Below are 18,558 nucleotides of genomic sequence, written 5' to 3' on the forward strand. Positions count from 1 at the left end.
GCGAGGCCGCGCATGATCCGTCGCCTGCACGACACCAACGACCTGGTGCGCGCGTTCCCGCGCGTGCATTTCGTCGGCATCGGCGGCACCGGCATGAGCGGTATCGCCGAAGTGATGCTGACGCTGGGCTATGAGGTGTCCGGCTCGGACAACGCCGACAACGTGGCGACCCGTCGCCTGGCCAGCCTGGGTGCGCGCATCATGCGCGGCCACTCCGCAGCCAACGTGCTGGGCACCGACTGCGTGGTGGTCTCCAGTGCCATCCGCGAAGACAACCCGGAACTGATGGAAGCGCGCAGCCAGCGTATTCCGATCATGCCGCGTGCGGCGATGCTGGCCGAGCTGATGCGCTTCCGCCGCGGCATCGCTGTGGCCGGTACCCATGGCAAGACCACCACCACCAGCCTCACCGCTGCAGTGCTGAGCGAAGGCGGGCTCGACCCGACGTTCGTGATCGGTGGCCAGCTGCTGGCTGCCGGCGCCAACGCCAAGCTGGGCGGTGGACAGTGGCTGGTGGCCGAGGCCGACGAAAGCGATGGCAGCTTCCTGCGCCTGAACCCGCTGATGTCGATCATCACCAACATTGACGCCGATCACCTGGAGAACTACGGCAACGACTTTGCCCGCGTGCAGGCGGCGTTCGCCGAGTTCCTGCAGCGCCTGCCGTTCTACGGCCTGGCGGTGCTGTGCATCGACGATCCAGAAGTCGCGGCTCTGGCTGCCAAGACCCCGCGCCACGTGATGAGCTACGGCATGAGCCCGCAGGCCGACGTGCGCGCAGAGAACGTGGTGCAGGAAGGCTCGCGCATGCGCTTCACCCTGCGCCTGCCGCAGGGCACCAGCCAGGAAGTGGTGCTGGCGCTGCCGGGCAAGCACAACGTACTCAACGCGCTGGCCGCCGCTGCGGTGGGCTGGCAGCTGGGCGTGGCACCGGACGCGATCGCGCGCGCACTGGAAGGCTTCGCCGGTGTCGGCCGTCGCTTCAACGATCTGGGCGAAGTGACCACCGCCAGCGGCGCCAAGGTCCGCATCATCGACGACTACGGTCATCACCCGAGCGAGCTGGAAGCGGTGTTCGCCGCCGCCCGTGGTGGCTGGGCCGACAAGCGCCTGGTGGTGGCCTTCCAGCCGCACCGCTACAGCCGTACGCGCGACCAGTTCGACAAGTTCGCCGCGGTGCTGTCCAGCGTCGATGCACTGGTGCTGAGCGAGGTCTACCCGGCCGGCGAGGAACCGATTGCCGGTGCCGATTCGCATGCGTTGGCCCGCGCCATCCGAGCGCGTGGCCGCAGCGAGCCGGTGGTGGTGGGCAAGGCCGCCGAGCTGGCCAGCGTGCTGCCGGACGTGCTGCAGGACGGTGACCTGCTGCTGATGATGGGTGCCGGCGACATCGGTGCCGTGGCCACCCATATCGCGGTGGAAGGCTTCAAGGGGGAGGGCGAGGCGTGAGCGCGCTGACCTTCCCGCCGCTGCGCGTGACCGACCCGGCCGTGTTCGGCCGCGTCGCCGTGCTGCTCGGCGGCAGCTCCAGCGAACGCGAGGTGTCGCTGGACTCCGGCCGCAACGTACTGGAAGCGCTGCAGTCGCGCGGCGTCGATGCGTTCGCGGTGGATGGCATTCCGGCGCTGGCCAAGGCGCTCGCCGCCGGTGGCATCGATCGCGTGTTCAACATCCTGCATGGCCACAACGGTGGCGGTGAGGACGGCATCGTGCAGGGCCTGATGGACGCCTTCGGCGTGCCGTACACCGGCTCGAACGTGCTGGGCTCGGCGCTGAGCATGGACAAGATCCGCACCAAGCAGGTGTGGCTGTCGCTGGGCCTGCCCACCCCGCAGTACCGGAAGGTGGACGCGACCACGGTGCATGCACTGGCAGCCGAACTGGGCCTGCCGGTAGTGGTGAAGCCGGCCAATGAAGGCTCCAGCGTGGGTATCAGCCGGGTCACCGACGACGCTGGCCTCGATGAAGCCGTGGCGCTGGCCGCGCGCTACGACGGCCAGCTGCTGATGGAACAGATGGTGGTGGGCGACGAACTGACCGTGGCCATCCTCGGCGATGTCGCGCTGCCGTCGATCCGCATCGTGCCCAAGGGCCAGTGGTACGACTACAACGCCAAGTACATCGCCGAGGACACCCAGTACCTGTGCCCAGGCCTGGACGGTGACGACGAAGAGGAAATCCGCCGCATCGCGCTGGCTGCGTTCCGTGCCGCCGGCTGCCGTGGCTGGGGCCGCGTGGACGTGATGCGTGACCGCAGCAGCGGCCGCTTCTTCCTGCTGGAAGTGAATACCGCGCCGGGCATGACCAGCCATTCGCTGGTGCCCAAGGCCGCAGGCCAGGCCGGCATCAGCTTCGAAGAGCTGGTGTGGCGCGTGCTGGAACAGACCCTGGAGGCCTCGCACGCATGAACGCGGTGCTGCGCATCTTCGTCTGGCTGTTGGCGCTGTCGGTGGTTGCACTGCCGGTGGTGGCCGTGGTCAATGGCTGGGTCGGCGCCGAGCGCTGGCCGCTGGCGAAGCTGCGCGTGCATGGTGAGTTCAAGCGGGTGCCGGCCGAGCAGTTGCAGCAGGTGCTGCTGCCGTACGCGCACGCGGGTTTCTTCGCGGTCAAGCTGCAGGACGCGCAGGACGCCTTGGAACAGCTGCCGTGGGTGGAAAGCGCGCAGGTGCGCAAGCAGTGGCCGGACGTGCTGGAAGTGACCCTGGTCGAGCACAAGCCGTTCGCGCGCTGGGGCAACGACCGCCTGGTTTCCGAGCAGGGCAAGTTGTTCCCTACGCCGAAGAAGCTGGCCGATCTGGCGCTGCCCGAACTGGACGGCCCGGACAGCCAGACCGAAGAAGTGATGAAGCTGTACAGCGACTCGCGTGCATTGTTCGCACCGGCTGGCGTCGACGTGCGCCGGGTGACGATGGATGCGCGCGGTAGCTGGTCGCTGGTGCTGAGCAACGGTACCGAAGTGGTGGTCGGCCGCGACGACGCGCGCTCGCGCATGCAGCGCTTCGTCAAGGTGCTGCCGCAGCTCAACCGTCAGGACGCGCCGATCGAGCGCGCCGACCTCCGTTACACCAATGGTTTCACGCTGAGCTGGGGTACCCCGGCCACGCCGGCGAAAACGTCGGCGACCCCAGCCAGCAGGACGCAGGAAAGGACATGAATCGCAAGGGTGACAAATCGCTGATCGTTGGCCTGGACATCGGCACCTCCAAGGTGGTGGCGCTGGTGGGCGAGTACTCGCCGGGCAACCCGATCGAAGTGATCGGCATCGGCTCGCACGAGTCGCGCGGGCTCAAGCGTGGCGTGGTGGTGGACATCGAATCGACCGTGCAGTCGATCCAGCGCGCGGTGGAAGAAGCCGAGCTGATGGCCGGCTGCGAGATCCGCTCGGTGTATGCCTCGATTTCCGGCAACCACGTGCAGTGCAAGAACTCGCCGGGCATCGTGCCGATCCGCGACGGCGAAGTGACCTGGGGCGACCTGGATCGCGTGCTCGATGCGGCCAAGGCCGTGGCGATTCCGGCCGACCAGAAGATCCTGCACGCGATCCCGCGCGAGTACGTCCTGGACGATTCGCAGGAAGGCATCCGCAACCCGGTCGGCATGACCGGCGTGCGCCTGGAAGTGCATGCCCACCTGGTGGTGTGCGCGCAGTCGGCTGCGGCCAACATCAGCAAGTGCGTCCAGCGCTGCGGCCTGCAGGTGGACGACCTGGTGCTGTCCTCGCTGGCCTCCAGCGTGGCGGTGCTGACCGCCGACGAGCGCGAGCTGGGCGTGGTGCTGGTCGACATGGGCGCCGGCACCACCGATATCGCGGTGTTCGTGCAGGGCGCGATCTGCCACACGGCTTCGCTGCCGATCGCCGGCGACCACGTCACCAATGACATCGCGCACATGCTGCGCACGCCGACCCCGGAAGCCGAGCAGATCAAGGTGCGCTATGCCTGCGCCCTGGCCCAGCTGGCCACCGCCGAGGAAAGCATCCAGGTGCCGTCGGTGGGCGACCGCCCGCCGCGCCGCATGCCGCGCCATTCGCTGGCGCAGGCCGTGCAGGGCCGCTACGAGGAAATCTTCGAGATGGTGCAGGCCGAACTGCGCCGCTCCGGCTTCGAGGAACTGGTACGCGCCGGCATGGTGCTGACCGGTGGCGCTTCGAAGATGGAAGGCGTGGTCGAACTGGCCGAGGAAATGCTGCAGATGCCGGTTCGCGTGGGCATTCCGCAGCACGTCACCGGCCTGGGCGAAGTGGTGGGCAACCCGGTGCATGCCACCGGCGTGGGCCTGCTGCTGATGGGCAGCCAGATCGAGCACCCGCGGCGGCCGTCGCTGCCGACCGGGCGCGCTGGAAGCATGTTCAAGAAACTCAAGACCTGGTTCCGCGGCGAGTTCTGACGCGGAACCCGTAACACCGGGCATCGCCCGGGCGCAGCACCCGCAGTACCCGTAGCACAACGCAACACCGGCAACACACAACCCACACAGCCGCAACGTCGGCATGCAGCAGGACGGCAGGACGCCCGAATGCCCATGCCAGCCAAAGCGGATACAACGAGGACACGGACATGGCGCATTTTGAACTGATCGAAAAGATGGCACCCAATGCGGTGATCAAGGTGGTTGGCGTGGGCGGCGGCGGCGGCAATGCCGTGGCGCACATGGTCAACTCGGCGGTGGACGGCGTGGAATTCATCACCGCCAACACCGACTCGCAGGCCATCAAGAATTGCGGTGCCAAGCTGCAGCTGCAGCTGGGTACCAACGTGACCAAGGGCCTGGGCGCAGGCGCGAACCCGGAAGTCGGCCGCCAGGCCGCGCTGGAAGACCGTGAGCGCATCATGGACGCCCTGCAGGGTGCGGACATGGTGTTCATCACTGCTGGCATGGGCGGTGGCACCGGCACCGGCGCTGCGCCGGTGGTGGCACAGCTGGCCAAGGAAATGGGCATCCTGACCGTGGCCGTGGTCACCAAACCGTTCCCGTTCGAAGGCCGTCGCCGCATGCAGGTGGCGCTGAAGGGCATCGAGGAACTGAGCCAGCACTGCGACTCGCTGATCACCATCCCGAACGAGAAGCTGATCACCGTGCTGGGTCGCAACGCGACCATGATCCAGGCCTTCCGTGCCGCCAACGACGTGCTGCAGGGCGCCGTGCAGGGCATCGCCGACCTGATCGTGCGTCCGGGCCTGATCAACGTCGACTTCGCCGACGTGCGCACCGTCATGTCCGAAATGGGCCTGGCGATGATGGGTACCGGCACCGCCCGTGGCGATGACCGCGCCCAGGCCGCCGCCGAAGCCGCGATCCAGAACCCGCTGCTGGACGATGTGAACCTGGCCGGTGCCAACGGCATCCTGGTCAACATCACCGCCGGCGCCGACTTCACCATGGCCGAGTTCGACGAAATCGGCCGCACCATCGATGGCTTCGCTTCCGAGGACGCCACCGTGGTGGTCGGTACCGTGCTGGATCCGGACATGCAGGACGAAGTGCGCGTGACCGTGGTCGCTACCGGCCTGAACCGCGTGTCGGCCAGCAAGACCCAGCGTCCGGGCGAGCGTGCGCCGATCAAGCTGGTCCGCAATGCCACCACCGGCCAGCCGGAATTCGGTGACTTCGACAACGGCGGCGACGCCGTGTCCAAGGCCGTGGGCGGCATGGGTCTGGGCCTGCGTCGCGCCAGCAGCGATACCGCGGCAGCCTCCGCTCCCTCGGCCCCGGCCGCTTCGGCCCCGGCGGCGGCGGAACTGCCGAACGATTACCTGGACATCCCGGCGTTCCTGCGCCGCCAGGCGGACTAAGCGGGGCGCCCGGGGCTTGTCCTCCCCGGGTTGCGCCACCATGTCCTGAAAACGCGGGCGCCGGGCCAGGATGGGTCCGGCTGCCCTGCTTCACGCGCGTCCCCGCGGCGTGCCGGTGCGTCCTGCCGGCAGCCTTCACTGGCGTTTCAGCCAGGGTAGGGGAGGGCGCGTGTTAATCTAATGTGTCACTTCCGGCCCATCCCCCATGATCCAGCAACGCACCCTCAAGAACACGATCCGCGCCACCGGCGTTGGCCTGCACAGCGGTGACAAGGTCTACATGACCCTGCGCCCGGCACCGGTCAACCATGGGATCGTGTTCCGTCGCGTGGATCTGGACCCGGTGGTGGAAGTGCCGGCCAAGGCCGAACTGGTCACCGAAGTGACCCTGTGCACCGGCCTGACCTGCAACGACGCCAAGATCCAGACCGTCGAACACCTGATGTCGGCGCTGGCCGGTCTGGGTGTGGACAACATCATCGTCGAACTGTCCTCGGCCGAGCTGCCGATCATGGACGGTTCGGCCGGCCCGTTCGTGTTCCTGCTGCAGTCGGCAGGCATCGTGGAACAGGATGCGCCCAAGCGCTTCATCCGCGTGCTGAAGACCGTGGAAGTGACCGAGGGCGACAAGGTGGCCCGCTTCAGCCCGTACGAGGGCTACAAGCTGGGCTTCACCATCCAGTTCGATCACCCGATGATCCCGGCCAAGCAGTCGCGCCAGGAAATCGAGTTCTCGACGCTGGCCTACACCAAGGAAATCTCCCGCGCGCGCACCTTCGGTTTCATGCGCGACCTGGAATACATGCGCGAGCGCAACCTGGGCCTGGGCGGTTCGATGGACAACGCCATCGTGCTGGACGAGTTCCGCGTGCTCAACGAAGACGGCCTGCGCTACGCCGACGAGTTCGTGCGCCACAAGATCCTCGACGCGATCGGCGACCTCTATCTGGCCGGTGGCCAGGTGCTGGGTGCCTACGAAGGCTTCAAGTCCGGTCACGCCCTCAACAACAAGCTGGTGCGGGCGCTGATGGCCGACGCCACCGCCTGGGAATGGGTCAGCTTCGACTCGCCGGCCACCCCGGACCCGGTGGAATATGCCACTCCGGCCTACGCCTGATTCCTGTAGATCGTTGAATTGAAAGACAAAAGCGCCGCCTCCCAGGGCGGCCTTGTCGTTTCAGGCGTGTCCGACGCATTCAGCATGCTTGACGCGCGTCAAGGCCGGTTCGAGGTCACGGTTTTGTGAACCTGTTGGATCGGAAGCCTGAATTTAACGCCTTTTTAACAACAATCTAACGACAGACCCCCGGATGGCAGCTAGGATGCGACCCGGCCCCCGAAATGTTTCACGCCGTGGTGACACGCGCGACGGGGAGCGGAGCCGGATGCTCCGTTGTCGTCAGGACCGCTTCTTCGGCTTCGAAGGAACGTCCTGCAGGCAAGCCAAGGCGTCGCGTAGCCCTTTGTGCGTGGCGGCTGAAACTGCGTGGGGTCCATTCCGGTTGTCGAGCGCTGGGGAGCGCGTGGGAGTGGGAGACGCAGTCTTGATGGTCACCCTGGTGGCCTTCAGCCCGATGGAACGGGCCGCGTCGAGCAACTGGGCTTCGGCAAGCCGCAACTTGGCATGCCAGACCGGGGACTCGACGAGAAAAACGAGGTGTTCCCCGTCCACATTGGCCAGCCGGCAACGGCTGCGCAGAGGTGGCGGCAACTGGGGGCGCAACTGACGGTCCAGCGCGTCGAGCCACAAGGCACGCCGCAGCGGGTTCCCGCTTTTGTCCGCCATCACCGCATCCAGCGCCGGCTTCGGCACTGACGCGGGGCGAACGCTGGATTTCGGCTCAGACATGAAAACTCACTGATGGCATTCAAAAAGATCGTAATCAAAACGCGTGAAGGACAGGCCAAAGCGTCGCCGATCGCGCGTTTGCGGTTCTATTTCGAGGACCGCCCCCGCGCCCTGCTGGGCAGCGTGCTCGGGGTAGGCTGCATTATCGGCCTTGCCGGCGGCATTGGCGCCAGCGCGCTGAATGATTCCCGCCTGCAGGCCAAGGTCGAGCGCCAGGATGCAGAGCTGGCCAAGGTCAAGCGCGATGCGCAGACCCAGGTCAACGCGCTGGCGGCCCGCCTCGGCGAGCTGCAGGCCCAGGCCACCCGCCTCAACGCCCTCGGCGAACGGCTGACCCAGATGGGCAAGCTGGAAGACGGCGAGTTCGACTTCAACGAGACCCCCGGTCTCGGTGACGGCGACGCCGGCGGCCCGACCAGCGACATCCCGGTCAAGGACGTCAACGCCGACTTACAGGTGCTGGAGCAGCGCTTCGCTGCTTCAGGCCGCCAGTTGTCGGTGATGGAATCGCTGATGTTCGACCACCAGCTGCAGCAGAACGCCGTGCCCTCGCGCATGCCGATCCGCAACAGCTACGTGACCTCCGGTTTCGGCACCCGTGCCGACCCGTTCGGCCGCGGTGCCGCCACCCACAAGGGCATGGACTTCCACGCCAAGGTCGGTGATCCGGTGATGGCCGTGGCCGAAGGCGTGGTCAGCTTCTCCGGCGTGAAGGGCGGCTACGGCAACGTGGTCGACGTCGACCACGGTAACGGCTACGTCACCCGCTACGCGCACAATTCGCGCCTGGTGGTGAAGGTCGGCGACCTGGTGCGTGCCGGGCAGGAAGTGGCCAAGGCCGGTTCCACCGGTCGTTCGACCGGCGCCCACGTGCACTTCGAGGTGTGGGAGAACGGCAACGTGGTCAACCCGCGCAAGTTCCTCGGCGACGGCGGCAACACGCCGGTCGGCCGCGTCAGCCGCGGCTGAAGCCCCATTGGGGTGCCGGCTGCCGTCGGCACTACCGCCCCCGGAGTACGGGGGCAGCGCCGTAGGCGCGGGGGTGTGGAGGCGAGGTAAGTGGGGCCCACGGTTCGCGCAGCGAAGCGTGGGAGCGCCAGCGCGCATGCGCTGACGCGTACCCGGCCAGCGGCCGGCACTACCGGGAGTGTTCGGATGCCATTGCCGCCAAAGGGTTGAAACCCCTTGCGGCCGTCCCAAGCTACAATGGGTGTTGCCATCGACAGGGCGCCAGGCGCCCTGTTTCGTTTGCGGCGGACGGATCCCAAGGGGGAGGCCGGGCGTCGTGTCCATCCAACCCGGTTCCTTCAATGATCAACAGCCTGCTTACCCGCGTATTTGGCAGTCGTAACGAACGACAGCTGCGCCAGCTCAACCGCATCGTCGCCAAGATCAATGCGCTGGAGCCGGAGATCGAGAAGCTTTCCGACGAGCAGCTTCAGGCCAAGACGCCGGAGTTCAAGCAGCGCATCGCCGACGGTGAAGCCCTGGACAAGGTGCTGCCGGAAGCGTTCGCGGTCTGCCGCGAAGCCGGTCGCCGCGTGCTGGGCATGCGCCACTACGACGTGCAGCTGATCGGCGGCATGGTGCTTCACCTGGGCAAGATCGCAGAAATGCGCACCGGTGAAGGCAAGACCCTGGTGGCGACCCTGCCGGTGTACCTCAACGCGCTGGAAGGCAAGGGCGTGCACGTGGTCACCGTGAACGACTACCTGGCCCGCCGCGACGCCGCGCAGATGGGCAAGCTGTACAACTGGCTGGGCCTGAGCGTGGGCGTGGTGTACCCGGGCATGCCGCACAGCGACAAGCGCGAAGCCTACGCCTCGGACATCACCTACGGCACCAACAACGAATTCGGCTTCGACTACCTGCGCGACAACATGGCGCTGTCCAAGGCCGACCGCTACCAGCGCGGCCTGCACTACGCCATCGTCGACGAAGTCGACTCCATCCTGATCGACGAAGCGCGTACCCCGCTGATCATCTCCGGCCCGGCCGACGATTCCCCGGAGCTGTACATCCGCGTCAACCGCGTCGTGCCGAACCTGGTCAAGCAGGAAGCGGAAGACGGCGAAGGCGACTTCTGGGTCGATGAGAAGGGCAAGCAGGTGCACCTGTCCGAAGCGGGCATGGAGCACGCCGAGCAGCTGCTGGTCGAGGCCGGCATCCTCGACGGCGAGACCGAAGGCCTGTACGCGCCGCAGAACCTGACCGTGGTCCACCACCTCAACGCCGCGCTGCGCGCGCACGCGATCTACCAGCGTGACGTGGACTACATCGTGCGCGATGGCGAAGTGGTCATCGTCGATGAGTTCACCGGCCGCACCCTGTCCGGCCGCCGTTGGTCCGATGGCCTGCACCAGGCGGTGGAAGCGAAGGAAGGCGTGCCGGTCCAGCGCGAGAACCAGACGCTGGCGAGCATCACCTTCCAGAACCTGTTCCGCATGTACAAGAAGCTGTCCGGCATGACCGGTACGGCCGATACCGAAGCCTTCGAGTTCCAGAGCATCTACGGCCTGGAAGTGGTGGTGATCCCGACCAACCGCCCGACCATCCGCAAGGACAGCCCGGACCAGGTGTTCCTGAACCGCAAGGGCAAGTTCAATGCGGTGCTGGCCGACATCGAAGAGTGCGCCAAGCGTGGCCAGCCGGTGCTGGTGGGTACCACCTCGATCGAAACCTCGGAAATGCTGTCCGAGCACCTGCGAAAGGCGGGCGTGAAGCACGAAGTGCTCAACGCCAAGCAGCATGACCGCGAAGCGACCATCGTCGCCAATGCCGGTCGTCCGGCCGCGGTCACCATCGCCACCAATATGGCCGGTCGTGGTACCGACATCGTGCTGGGCGGTTCGCTGGAAGCGGAAATCCACGAGCTGGGCGAAGGCGCGACTGACGAACAGAAGGCCGCGGTCAAGGCCGATTGGCAGAAGCGCCACGAGGCCGTCAAGGCTGCCGGCGGCCTGCACATCGTCGGTACCGAGCGCCATGAATCGCGCCGTATCGACAACCAGCTGCGCGGCCGTTCGGGCCGTCAGGGTGACCCGGGTTCGTCCCGCTTCTACCTGTCGCTGGAAGACAACCTGATGCGCATCTTCGCCTCCGACTGGGTGCAGAAGGCCATGCGCATGATGGGCATGAAGGAAGACGACGTCATCGAAGACCGCCTGGTCAGCCGCCAGATCGAGAAGGCGCAGCGTAAGGTCGAGGCCCACAACTTCGACATCCGCAAGAACCTGCTGGACTTCGACGACGTCAACAACGACCAGCGCAAGGTGATCTACGCACAGCGCGATGAACTGCTGGACGCCGAGTCGGTGAAGGACAACGTCGACGGCATCCGCGACGACGTGATCTTCGACGTGGTGGCCCGCTTCGTGCCGCCGAACTCGATCGACGAGCAGTGGGACCTGCGTGGCCTGGAAGCGACCCTGGAGTCGGACTTCGGCCTGCAGATGTCGCTGACCGACCTGGTCAAGTCGCACGAAGAGCTGGACGCCGAAGCCATCGCTGCCAAGGTGCAGGAGCGCGTCAACCAGCACTTTGCCGAGAAGGAAGCCGGTGTCGGTGAGGAAACCATGCGCGCGCTGGAGAAGCACGTGATGCTGACCGTGCTGGACCAGAGCTGGAAGGAGCACCTGGCGCGCATGGACTACCTGCGCCAGGGCATCTACCTGCGTGGTTACGCGCAGAAGCAGCCGAAGCAGGAGTACAAGAAGGAAGCCTTCGAGCTGTTCTCGGACATGCTCGAGAACGTCAAGCGCGAAGTGGTGACCCTGCTGTCGCGCGTGCGCATCCGCAGCGACGAGGAAGTGCAGGCGCTGGAAGCAGCCGAACGCCAGCAGGCCGAAGCGCGCCTGAGCCAGTCGCAGTTCCAGCACCAGGACGTGGGCGGCTACAGCGCCGACGAGGAAGCCGCGCAGGTGCAAGCTGCCCAGCAGGGCATTGCACAGGCGCAGCGCGATGAGCCGAAGATCGGCCGCAACGATCCATGCCCGTGCGGCAGTGGCAAGAAGTACAAGCACTGCCACGGCCAGCTGAGCTGACCCCGAAGAGCCCCGCGAAAGCGGGGCTCTTTTTTCATGGCGGCTGTTTCGCGGGGCTGATCCGGCCCGATCCGAGATTGCGCGGGCCGCCCTGTTCTGGGCATGCTTCCCCCATGGCTCCCCCCACCCGATCGATCCACGTCGTGGCCGCCGTCATCACCGACGCCCGTGGCCGCGTGCTGCTCAACCGTCGTACCGAGAACCGCGACATGGCCGGCCTGTGGGAGTTCCCCGGCGGCAAGCGCGAATCCGGCGAGACCTCCGAGCAGGCGTTGGTTCGCGAGCTGCGCGAGGAACTGGGCATCGAAGCCGATGTCGGCGAATGGCTGATGGATGTGCCGCAGCGCTACCCGGACAAGCACCTGACCCTGGAAGTGCGCCACGTGCGCAGCTGGAAGGGGACGCCACGTGGCCGCGAGGGCCAGGCCATTACCTGGGTGGCGCCGGATAAACTGGGTCGCTATTCGATGCCACCGGCCGATCTGCCGGTGGTGGCCGCGCTGCGCCAACCCGACAGCTACCTGATCACCCCGGCGCCGGCCGATGATGAGGGCGGCATGCAGCATTGGCATGAACAGCTGCAGCGCGCGGTGGCCGCGGGCCAGCAGCGCATCCAGCTGCGGTTGCCGACGGCGCATCCGCAGCGCCAGGCGATGGTCGAACAGGCTGTGCGCGCGCATCGTCGCAGCGGGGTGCAGTGGCTGCTCAACCGCGATATCGAACGCGCACGCGTACTGGGCGTTGGGGTGCACCTGGGCAGCGAGCAGCTGCTGGAGCTGTCGCAGCGTCCGCTGCCCGAAGGCCAGCTGGTGGCCGCGTCCTGCCATGACCTGCAGCAGCTGCAGGCCGCACAGCGGTTGGGCTGCGACTTCGCCGTGCTGGGCCCGGTGCAGGCCACGGCCAGCCATCCCGATGCCGTGCCGCTGGGCTGGAACGCGTTCGCCGAGCTGCGCGCGCAGGTGTCACTGCCAATCTACGCCCTGGGCGGCATGGGCCGCGGTCACATCGCCGAAGCGCGTCGCCATGGTGGGCAGGGCATCGCCGCCATCCGCGCGCTGTGGCCGGAGTAAAGCTGCTTCGCTCGCCGGGCATGGCCCGGCGCTACCGTGTGGGATGGAGGCAGTAGATCCACGCCATGCGTGGATGGATGCTCGCGATCACAGCGTGATCCAGAAACACCCGTATTGCCGTCGCAACCCCAGCACCGTCGAAGTGCGCGACGCGCTGCCGGGCAGGGTCTGCTCCAGGCGCAGGCCGATGGGATGCCGCGCCACAGAGGCCACAGGGTCGGATCCCAGCGCGGCAGGGCTCTGATCCTCATCCTGCGATTGCGGCAGCGCCTGTGACGGATACACCGGCACCACGTCCACCAGGGGCCGCCGCGCCAACGATTCCAGCTGGCCGAGGATGCGCTGCGCGCCCGCATCGGAAACCGCGCCCCACAGATACAGTGAGGACAGCCGATTCACATCGTTGCTGACGATGCCGACGCGCAGCGCGTCCACCAGTTCACTCAGCCGCCGCGGGCAGCGTGCCCCCAGGGTGTCGCGCTGCAGGGTGTTGCCGGCGGGCGCAGGCGGTGGCAACCGCGACCGCGCGCCCAGGCTGTCGCAGGGCCGGTCGGTGTAGACGCTTTGGCCCTGGGCATCGGTGCAGCGGTTCAGGCGCGTGGACTGTGCGTGGGCGGCGCTCGACAGAACGCACGGCAGCAGCAGCAACAGCAGGAAGGAAAGCCGGATCATCCTCGCAGGGTAGCGCCGATCACGCTTGCGCGCCGTGCTTTCAGCCCTGCAGCAGCTTCAGCACCGAAGTGGTCGGCTTGGCCAGGTTCAAGGTGTAGAAGTGCAGGCCGGGTGCGCCGCCTTCGATCAGGCGCTGGCACAGCTTGGCCACCACTTCAGTGCCGAATGCACGCACCGACTCTGCATCATCGCCATAAGCCTGCATCTTGCGGCTGATCCAGCGCGGGATCTCCGCACCGCACTGTTCGGAGAAGCGGCGCAGCTGGCTGAAGTTGGCGATCGGCATGATGCCGGGCGTGATCGGTACCTGCACGCCCAGCCGCCGCACTTCGTCGACGAAATGGAAGTAGGCATCAGGGTTGAAGAAGTACTGGGTGATCGCCGCATCGGCACCGGCGTCGATCTTGGCCTTGAAATGCTTCAGGTCGGCCAGTGCGTCGGAAGCCTGCGGGTGCGTTTCCGGGTACGCGCCCACTTCGATATGGAACGCATCGCCGTGCTCGGCGCGGATGAAGTCGATCAGTTCGGCGGCATAGCGCATGTCACCGGGGAAACCCATGCCCGACGGCAGATCGCCGCGCAGCGCGACCAGGCGGCGGCAGCCGATGGCGCGATACAGCTTGAGCAGCTCGCGGATTTCCTGACGGGCGCCGCCGACGCAGGACAGATGCGGTGCGGCATCGAAGCCATGGTGCTGGTTGAGGTGGCGCACGGTCTCGGAGGTATAGCTCAGGGTCGAGCCACCGGCGCCGAAGGTACACGACACGTACTCGGGACCGTAGTCCTTCAGTCTGGCTGCGGCGCGGTCCAGCTGGCTGCGCTGTTCGTCGGTCTTGGGCGGATAGAACTCGAAGCTGATGGCGGTCATGGCACGGGCGGCAGCGGCGGGTGCGGATCAGTATATCGCTTCATCAAGATGGATGTTGTCAATTTCTGCGGGCGTACATCGTCTGCCGCCTGCGACCGTTCGCCCCGGCGATCGGCCGCTGCTCCGAAATCGCCCCCCGGGTGCCGTGGCCGGCGGCACGCTGAGCCCATTCCGGCACCACCCACCTGACGAAGGAGCAGACGATGAAGATCTTCCTGGCACTCTGGTATGCAATGAAGGCCCTGGCCCGGCTGGCGATGATCGGCATGGCGATGGCCGTGCTCGGCTCCGGCTCGGCGCACGCCGCCAGCGCCCCGGCGGCGGGCAAGGTGCAGGTCGAGGTGGTCGGCAAGGGCCGCCCGCTGCTGATGATTCCCGGCCTCAACAGCAGCGCCGAGGTGTGGCGCGAGACCTGCCTGGCCCTGAAGGATGTGCAGTGCCATCTGGTGCAGCTGCCCGGCTTTGCCGGTGCGCTCGCGGCCGATCCGCGCCCGGTCGAGTTCCTGCCGGCGATGCGCGGGCAGCTGCTGGCCTACCTGCATGACCAGCATCTGGGGCCGGTGGTGGTGGTTGGCCACAGCCTCGGTGGCCTGCTGGGCCTGCAGATGGCGCAGGCCGAGCCGAAGGCGGTCAGCGCGTTGGTGGTGGTTGACGCCCTGCCATTCCTGCCGGCCGCGCGTGACCCGAAGGCCACCGCTGACAGCGTGCGGCCGATGGCCGACCAGCTGCGCAAGGGCATGCTGGCCGCCGACGCCGCGCAATGGCAGGCGCAGTTGAAGGCGGGCCTGCCGGGGATGACCCGCGATCCGCAGCGCCAGGCCGAACTGGGCCGCTGGGGCGAAGACAGCGACCGCCAGACCACGGCCGATGCCATGCATGCGGTGATGTCCACTGACCTGCGTGACAGCATTGCCTCGATCACCGCACCGACGCTGGTGCTGGGCAGCTGGGCCGGCTACCAGCCGATGGGTGGCACCGAGGACGGCACCCGGGCGATGTTCCAGTCGCAGTACGCGAAACTGCAGGGCGTACAGATCGCGATGAGCGCGCAGGGTTTCCACTTCCTGATGTGGGATGATCCGCGCTGGTTGCAGGAACAGGTGCAGGCCTTCCTCGACCGCCACCACTGAGTTTCAACACGCCTCGGAATGGACATGCCGGATTCCTCCTCGACGGTACGCTTCTGGCTGCTCAATGCGCTGGTATGGGCGCTCTATGGCGTTGCCGGAATCGGCCTGCGCCAAGCCTATTTCAGCGATGCCGGAAGCGCAGGCGTGTTGATCACGCTGGGCCTGGCGTTGGCCCTGTTCGGATGCAGCGGTGCCATCCGCGCGCTGGCGCTGCGCGCAGACTGGTGGGCGCGCGGAACGGCCGGGCTGTTGCTGCGGCTGGCGCTGTCGGTGGCATTGGGCGCGGCAGTGGCGCAGCTGCTGGTGAACATCGCGCTGCACTCGGCGCTGGCCTGGAACTGGGTGAGCCTGGGGCGGCAGACGGCCGACTTCAGTCCCAAGGCGCTGCTGCTCTACTGGTACACCACTGCGGTGATGCTGGCCCTGTGGGCAGCGCTTTGGGCAAGCCTGCACAGCCTGCGCCGGATACGCGGGGCGGAACTGGCCCGCCTGCGCGCCGAAGCCGAGCGCAGTGCGCTGGAACGCGATGCGCTGCGTGCGCGGCTCAACCCGCACTTCATGTTCAATGCGCTGAACAACCTGCGTGCGCTGATCCTGGAAGATCCTGAGCGTGCGCGCGACATGGTCACCCGCCTGTCGCGCACACTGCGCCAGGCGCTGGCGCACAACCGCAGCGAGCAGGTCACGCTGGCCGAGGAACTGGCGGTGGTCGACGACTATCTGGCCATCGAGGCCATCCACTTCGAGCAGCGCCTGCAGGTGCGGCAGCAGATCGATGCCGATGCCATGCAGGCGCAGCTGCCTGCGATGGCGTTGCAGCTGCTGGTGGAGAACGCGATCAAGCACGGCATCGCCAGCCGCCCCGGCGGCGGCGAGGTGCAGATCCGTGCCACGCTGGACAATGACGTGCTGCGCCTGCAGGTGGACAATCCGCTGGGCAGCGCCAACGAGCCCACCCCTGGGCATGGCGTCGGCCTGGCCTACCTGCGTGCGCAGCTCGGTACGCAAGGTCGTTTCACCCTGCAGCCGGTCGGCGACCGCATGCAGGCCCTGCTGGAGATTCCGCAATGAGTGGCGTGCTGCGTGTGTTGATCGTTGATGATGCGCGGCTGGCGCGGCAGGAGCTGCGCACGCTGTTGTCGGTGCTGCCGTGGGTGCAGTGCGTGGGCGAGGCCGACGATGTGCCGGCCGCGCGCGAGGCGATCGCCACACTGGCGCCGGACCTGGTGCTGCTGGATGTGCAGATGCCCTCCGGCAGTGGCTTCGATGTTCTGGATGGGCTGGAGACGGTGCCGGCGGTGATCTTCGTTACTGCCTACGACACCTACGCGGTGCGCGCGTTCCAGGCCAACGCGCTGGACTATCTGGTGAAGCCGGTCGAGGCACCGCGCTTGCTGGAAGCGTTGCAGCGGGCGCGCCAGCGCGAGGTGGTGGCGGGCGAAACGCCGGAGCAGCGCAGCACGCTGGCTGCGCAGGACCAGGTGTTCGTGCGCGAGGGCGAACGCTGCTGGTTCGTCGCGGTCTCGGAGATCCGCCGGCTGGTGGTGGATGGCAACTACACGCGGCTGTGGTTCCGCGACCAGAATGCCCTGCTGACCCGCAGCCTGACTGCGCTGGAAGCACGCCTGCCGCCGGATCTTTTCTTCCGTGCCAACCGCAACGCGCTGGTCAACATGCGCCGCATCCGAGGCGTGACGCCCAGCATCGCTGATGGTTATGACCTGGCGCTGGATGACGGCAGCGAGGTGGAGGTGTCGCGCCGGCAGGCGCGTGAACTGCGTGAACGGATGGCGTTGTAGCTGCCGCTACCGCTCGGCACTGACGGGGCTGGACCGCCGGAGGCGCTTCATGCCTCGGCTGGCTGCCCCCTCAAGCGGGCCATCACCCCGCCACCGCCGTGCTGGATGACCAGTTCGAGCCCGTAGTGGCTGCACAGTCGCCGCATGATATCCAGGCCCAGACCGTTGCCCTCGCTGCCATCACGCTTGTCGAATGGCCGCGGCTCGGGCCAGTTGCCAAGGAAGGGCGAAGCACCTGCCGTGTTGTGCACCAGCAGCTGAGCGTCCTGCCATGCAATCAGGACCTGGCCCTGCGCGGTATGCGCGAACGCATTGCCGACCAGATTGGCCAGGACTACGCGCAGGGCCGCCTCGGGCGCGCGCAGCGTGGCCCCGTCGGGCACGGTCAGCTGTACCTCGACCGGCCGTGCAGCCAGCAACGGAGACTGCTCGATGATCACCCGTTCCAGCAGCGGCACAAGTTTGACCGGCGGAGCGCCGTGGCTGGCGGTTTCCTCGCGAGCCAGCGCCAGCAGCGCCGCAATGGCCTGCTGCAGCTGCAGTGCCGAAAGACGGATATGCTGCACATGCTGGCGGCCACGCTCGGACAGGCCCGACTCGCTGGCCAACTGGCCTGCCGCACTGGAGATGACGCTCAAGGGTGTGCGCAGTTCGTGGCTGGCATCGCGCGTGAACGCGTGTTCGCGGGCAACGAAGGCAGCGACGCGTGCGGACAATCCATCCAGGGCGCGCGCGAGCACGCCAATCTCGTCATCGTCGAAACGTGCTGCCAGGCGCACGCCGGGGCCTGGTTCCGGCTGCAGCGCTTCAACCTCCTCGACCAGCGCGTAGAGCGAGCGTGTGCTGCGATGGGCGAGCCAGATGCCGAGGACGATCGCCGCGATCAGGACCAGCAGTGCTGTGCCGGCAAGCAGCATTACGACCCGATCGCGGATCGGCCGGACCACCAGTTGCGCACTGACCTCCGACACAAGCCAAGCAGGGCGGGCGCCGGCCGGGGGATCGATCCGCTTGAGATGGTAGTGCCGACCATCGACACCCGCGAACTCTGAGCGCCACGGTTCCTTTGCGAGCTCGCTGCGCAGATCGTCGGGGAAGGTAGAGGGTGAACGATGCAGCTGGATTGCGGCATCGGCAGGTGTACGCCAGTCCCCTTCGAGCGCGTGCCGGGCGAGCTGAGCCCGTGCTTCACGGTCCAGTTGGGCGTTGAAGATGCTGTCTTCCACCACATACATGAACACCAGCGAGTAGGTGCCGAACACCGTGGCGGTGAACAGCGCGAAGGCTGTGAATGTGATCAGCAGTCGACGGCGCAGGTGCTGGGTGGGCCGCGGT

General features: G+C 67.0%; 15 protein-coding genes and 1 pseudogene. 12 read left to right on the top strand and 4 right to left on the bottom strand.

Annotated features, from left to right (window positions below):
* Positions 1-12: 12 nt before the first annotated feature.
* The 6 genes and pseudogenes from murC to lpxC all read left to right on the top strand — a co-directional run bounded on the left by murC (position 13) and on the right by lpxC (position 6,909).
* A complete protein-coding gene (gene murC, locus R1L06_RS07130; protein WP_012510048.1) occupies positions 13-1,449 on the top strand; it encodes a UDP-N-acetylmuramate--L-alanine ligase in 1,437 nt (478 codons plus the stop codon).
* Positions 1,446-2,408: a D-alanine--D-alanine ligase gene (locus R1L06_RS07135; protein WP_049399805.1), complete on the top strand. Its 963-nt coding sequence runs from the start codon at positions 1,446-1,448 to the stop codon at positions 2,406-2,408. Before murC ends, R1L06_RS07135 begins: the two co-directional genes overlap by 4 nt.
* A pseudogene (locus R1L06_RS07140) lies at positions 2,405-3,082 on the top strand (cell division protein FtsQ/DivIB); the annotation flags it as partial. The gene R1L06_RS07135 and the pseudogene R1L06_RS07140, both read left to right, overlap by 4 nt.
* A gap of 68 nt (positions 3,083-3,150) precedes the next feature.
* The gene (ftsA, locus tag R1L06_RS07145; RefSeq protein ID WP_005408083.1) at positions 3,151-4,386 is read left to right on the top strand and encodes a cell division protein FtsA; all 1,236 of its coding nucleotides are present in this window, start codon (positions 3,151-3,153) and stop codon (positions 4,384-4,386) included.
* Positions 4,387-4,556: 170 nt separating this feature from the next.
* Positions 4,557-5,792: a cell division protein FtsZ gene (gene ftsZ / locus R1L06_RS07150; protein ID WP_043397963.1), complete on the top strand. Its 1,236-nt coding sequence runs from the start codon at positions 4,557-4,559 to the stop codon at positions 5,790-5,792.
* 205 nt (positions 5,793-5,997) lie between these two features.
* Positions 5,998-6,909: a UDP-3-O-acyl-N-acetylglucosamine deacetylase gene (gene lpxC, locus R1L06_RS07155; RefSeq protein ID WP_005408085.1), complete on the top strand. Its 912-nt coding sequence runs from the start codon at positions 5,998-6,000 to the stop codon at positions 6,907-6,909.
* A 282-nt stretch (positions 6,910-7,191) separates the two neighbouring features.
* Here lpxC and R1L06_RS07160 read toward each other — a convergent pair whose 3' ends face one another.
* Positions 7,192-7,641, bottom strand: coding sequence for a DciA family protein (locus R1L06_RS07160; protein WP_005408086.1), 450 nt, complete (start codon positions 7,639-7,641; stop codon positions 7,192-7,194).
* A gap of 12 nt (positions 7,642-7,653) precedes the next feature.
* Between R1L06_RS07160 and R1L06_RS07165 the strand changes: the two genes are divergently transcribed.
* The 3 genes from R1L06_RS07165 to R1L06_RS07175 all read left to right on the top strand — a co-directional run bounded on the left by R1L06_RS07165 (position 7,654) and on the right by R1L06_RS07175 (position 12,754).
* Positions 7,654-8,610, top strand: coding sequence for a M23 family metallopeptidase (locus R1L06_RS07165; protein ID WP_049399804.1), 957 nt, complete (start codon positions 7,654-7,656; stop codon positions 8,608-8,610).
* Between the two features lie 341 nt (positions 8,611-8,951).
* Entirely contained in the window at positions 8,952-11,684 is a 2,733-nt protein-coding gene (gene secA / locus R1L06_RS07170) for a preprotein translocase subunit SecA (RefSeq protein ID WP_032129708.1), read from the top strand.
* Between the two features lie 113 nt (positions 11,685-11,797).
* Complete coding sequence (locus tag R1L06_RS07175) at positions 11,798-12,754, top strand: Nudix family hydrolase (protein ID WP_317217298.1); 957 nt, start codon at positions 11,798-11,800, stop codon at positions 12,752-12,754.
* An 87-nt stretch (positions 12,755-12,841) separates the two neighbouring features.
* Here the strand turns inward: R1L06_RS07175 and R1L06_RS07180 are convergent, their stop codons facing one another.
* Together R1L06_RS07180 and metF are read right to left on the bottom strand one after the other, a co-directional pair.
* Complete coding sequence (locus tag R1L06_RS07180; RefSeq protein ID WP_317217299.1) at positions 12,842-13,426, bottom strand: DUF4124 domain-containing protein; 585 nt, start codon at positions 13,424-13,426, stop codon at positions 12,842-12,844.
* A 40-nt stretch (positions 13,427-13,466) separates the two neighbouring features.
* Positions 13,467-14,294 (bottom strand): methylenetetrahydrofolate reductase [NAD(P)H], encoded by an 828-nt coding sequence (metF, locus tag R1L06_RS07185; protein WP_317217300.1) that lies wholly within the window; start codon positions 14,292-14,294, stop codon positions 13,467-13,469.
* A 203-nt stretch (positions 14,295-14,497) separates the two neighbouring features.
* On the opposite strand from metF, the gene R1L06_RS07190 reads away from it, so the two are divergent.
* The 3 genes from R1L06_RS07190 to R1L06_RS07200 are packed head-to-tail and all read left to right on the top strand — an operon-like array spanning position 14,498 to position 17,223.
* A complete protein-coding gene (locus tag R1L06_RS07190; RefSeq protein WP_317217301.1) occupies positions 14,498-15,424 on the top strand; it encodes an alpha/beta fold hydrolase in 927 nt (308 codons plus the stop codon).
* A 24-nt stretch (positions 15,425-15,448) separates the two neighbouring features.
* Positions 15,449-16,495 carry a sensor histidine kinase gene (locus tag R1L06_RS07195; protein WP_049425075.1) on the top strand — a complete coding sequence of 349 codons (1,047 nt, stop codon included), beginning with the start codon at positions 15,449-15,451 and terminating at the stop codon, positions 16,493-16,495.
* Positions 16,492-17,223 carry a LytR/AlgR family response regulator transcription factor gene (locus R1L06_RS07200; RefSeq protein WP_317217302.1) on the top strand — a complete coding sequence of 244 codons (732 nt, stop codon included), beginning with the start codon at positions 16,492-16,494 and terminating at the stop codon, positions 17,221-17,223. Before R1L06_RS07195 ends, R1L06_RS07200 begins: the two co-directional genes overlap by 4 nt.
* Positions 17,224-17,270: 47 nt before the next feature.
* Here the strand turns inward: R1L06_RS07200 and R1L06_RS07205 are convergent, their stop codons facing one another.
* Entirely contained in the window at positions 17,271-18,485 is a 1,215-nt protein-coding gene (locus R1L06_RS07205) for a sensor histidine kinase (RefSeq protein ID WP_317217303.1), read from the bottom strand.
* Between the last annotated feature and the right edge of the window lie 73 nt (positions 18,486-18,558).

Origin of the sequence: Stenotrophomonas mexicanensis, assembly GCF_032911605.1 — a bacterium.
GTDB classification, from domain to species: Bacteria; Pseudomonadota; Gammaproteobacteria; order Xanthomonadales; family Xanthomonadaceae; genus Stenotrophomonas; species Stenotrophomonas maltophilia_A.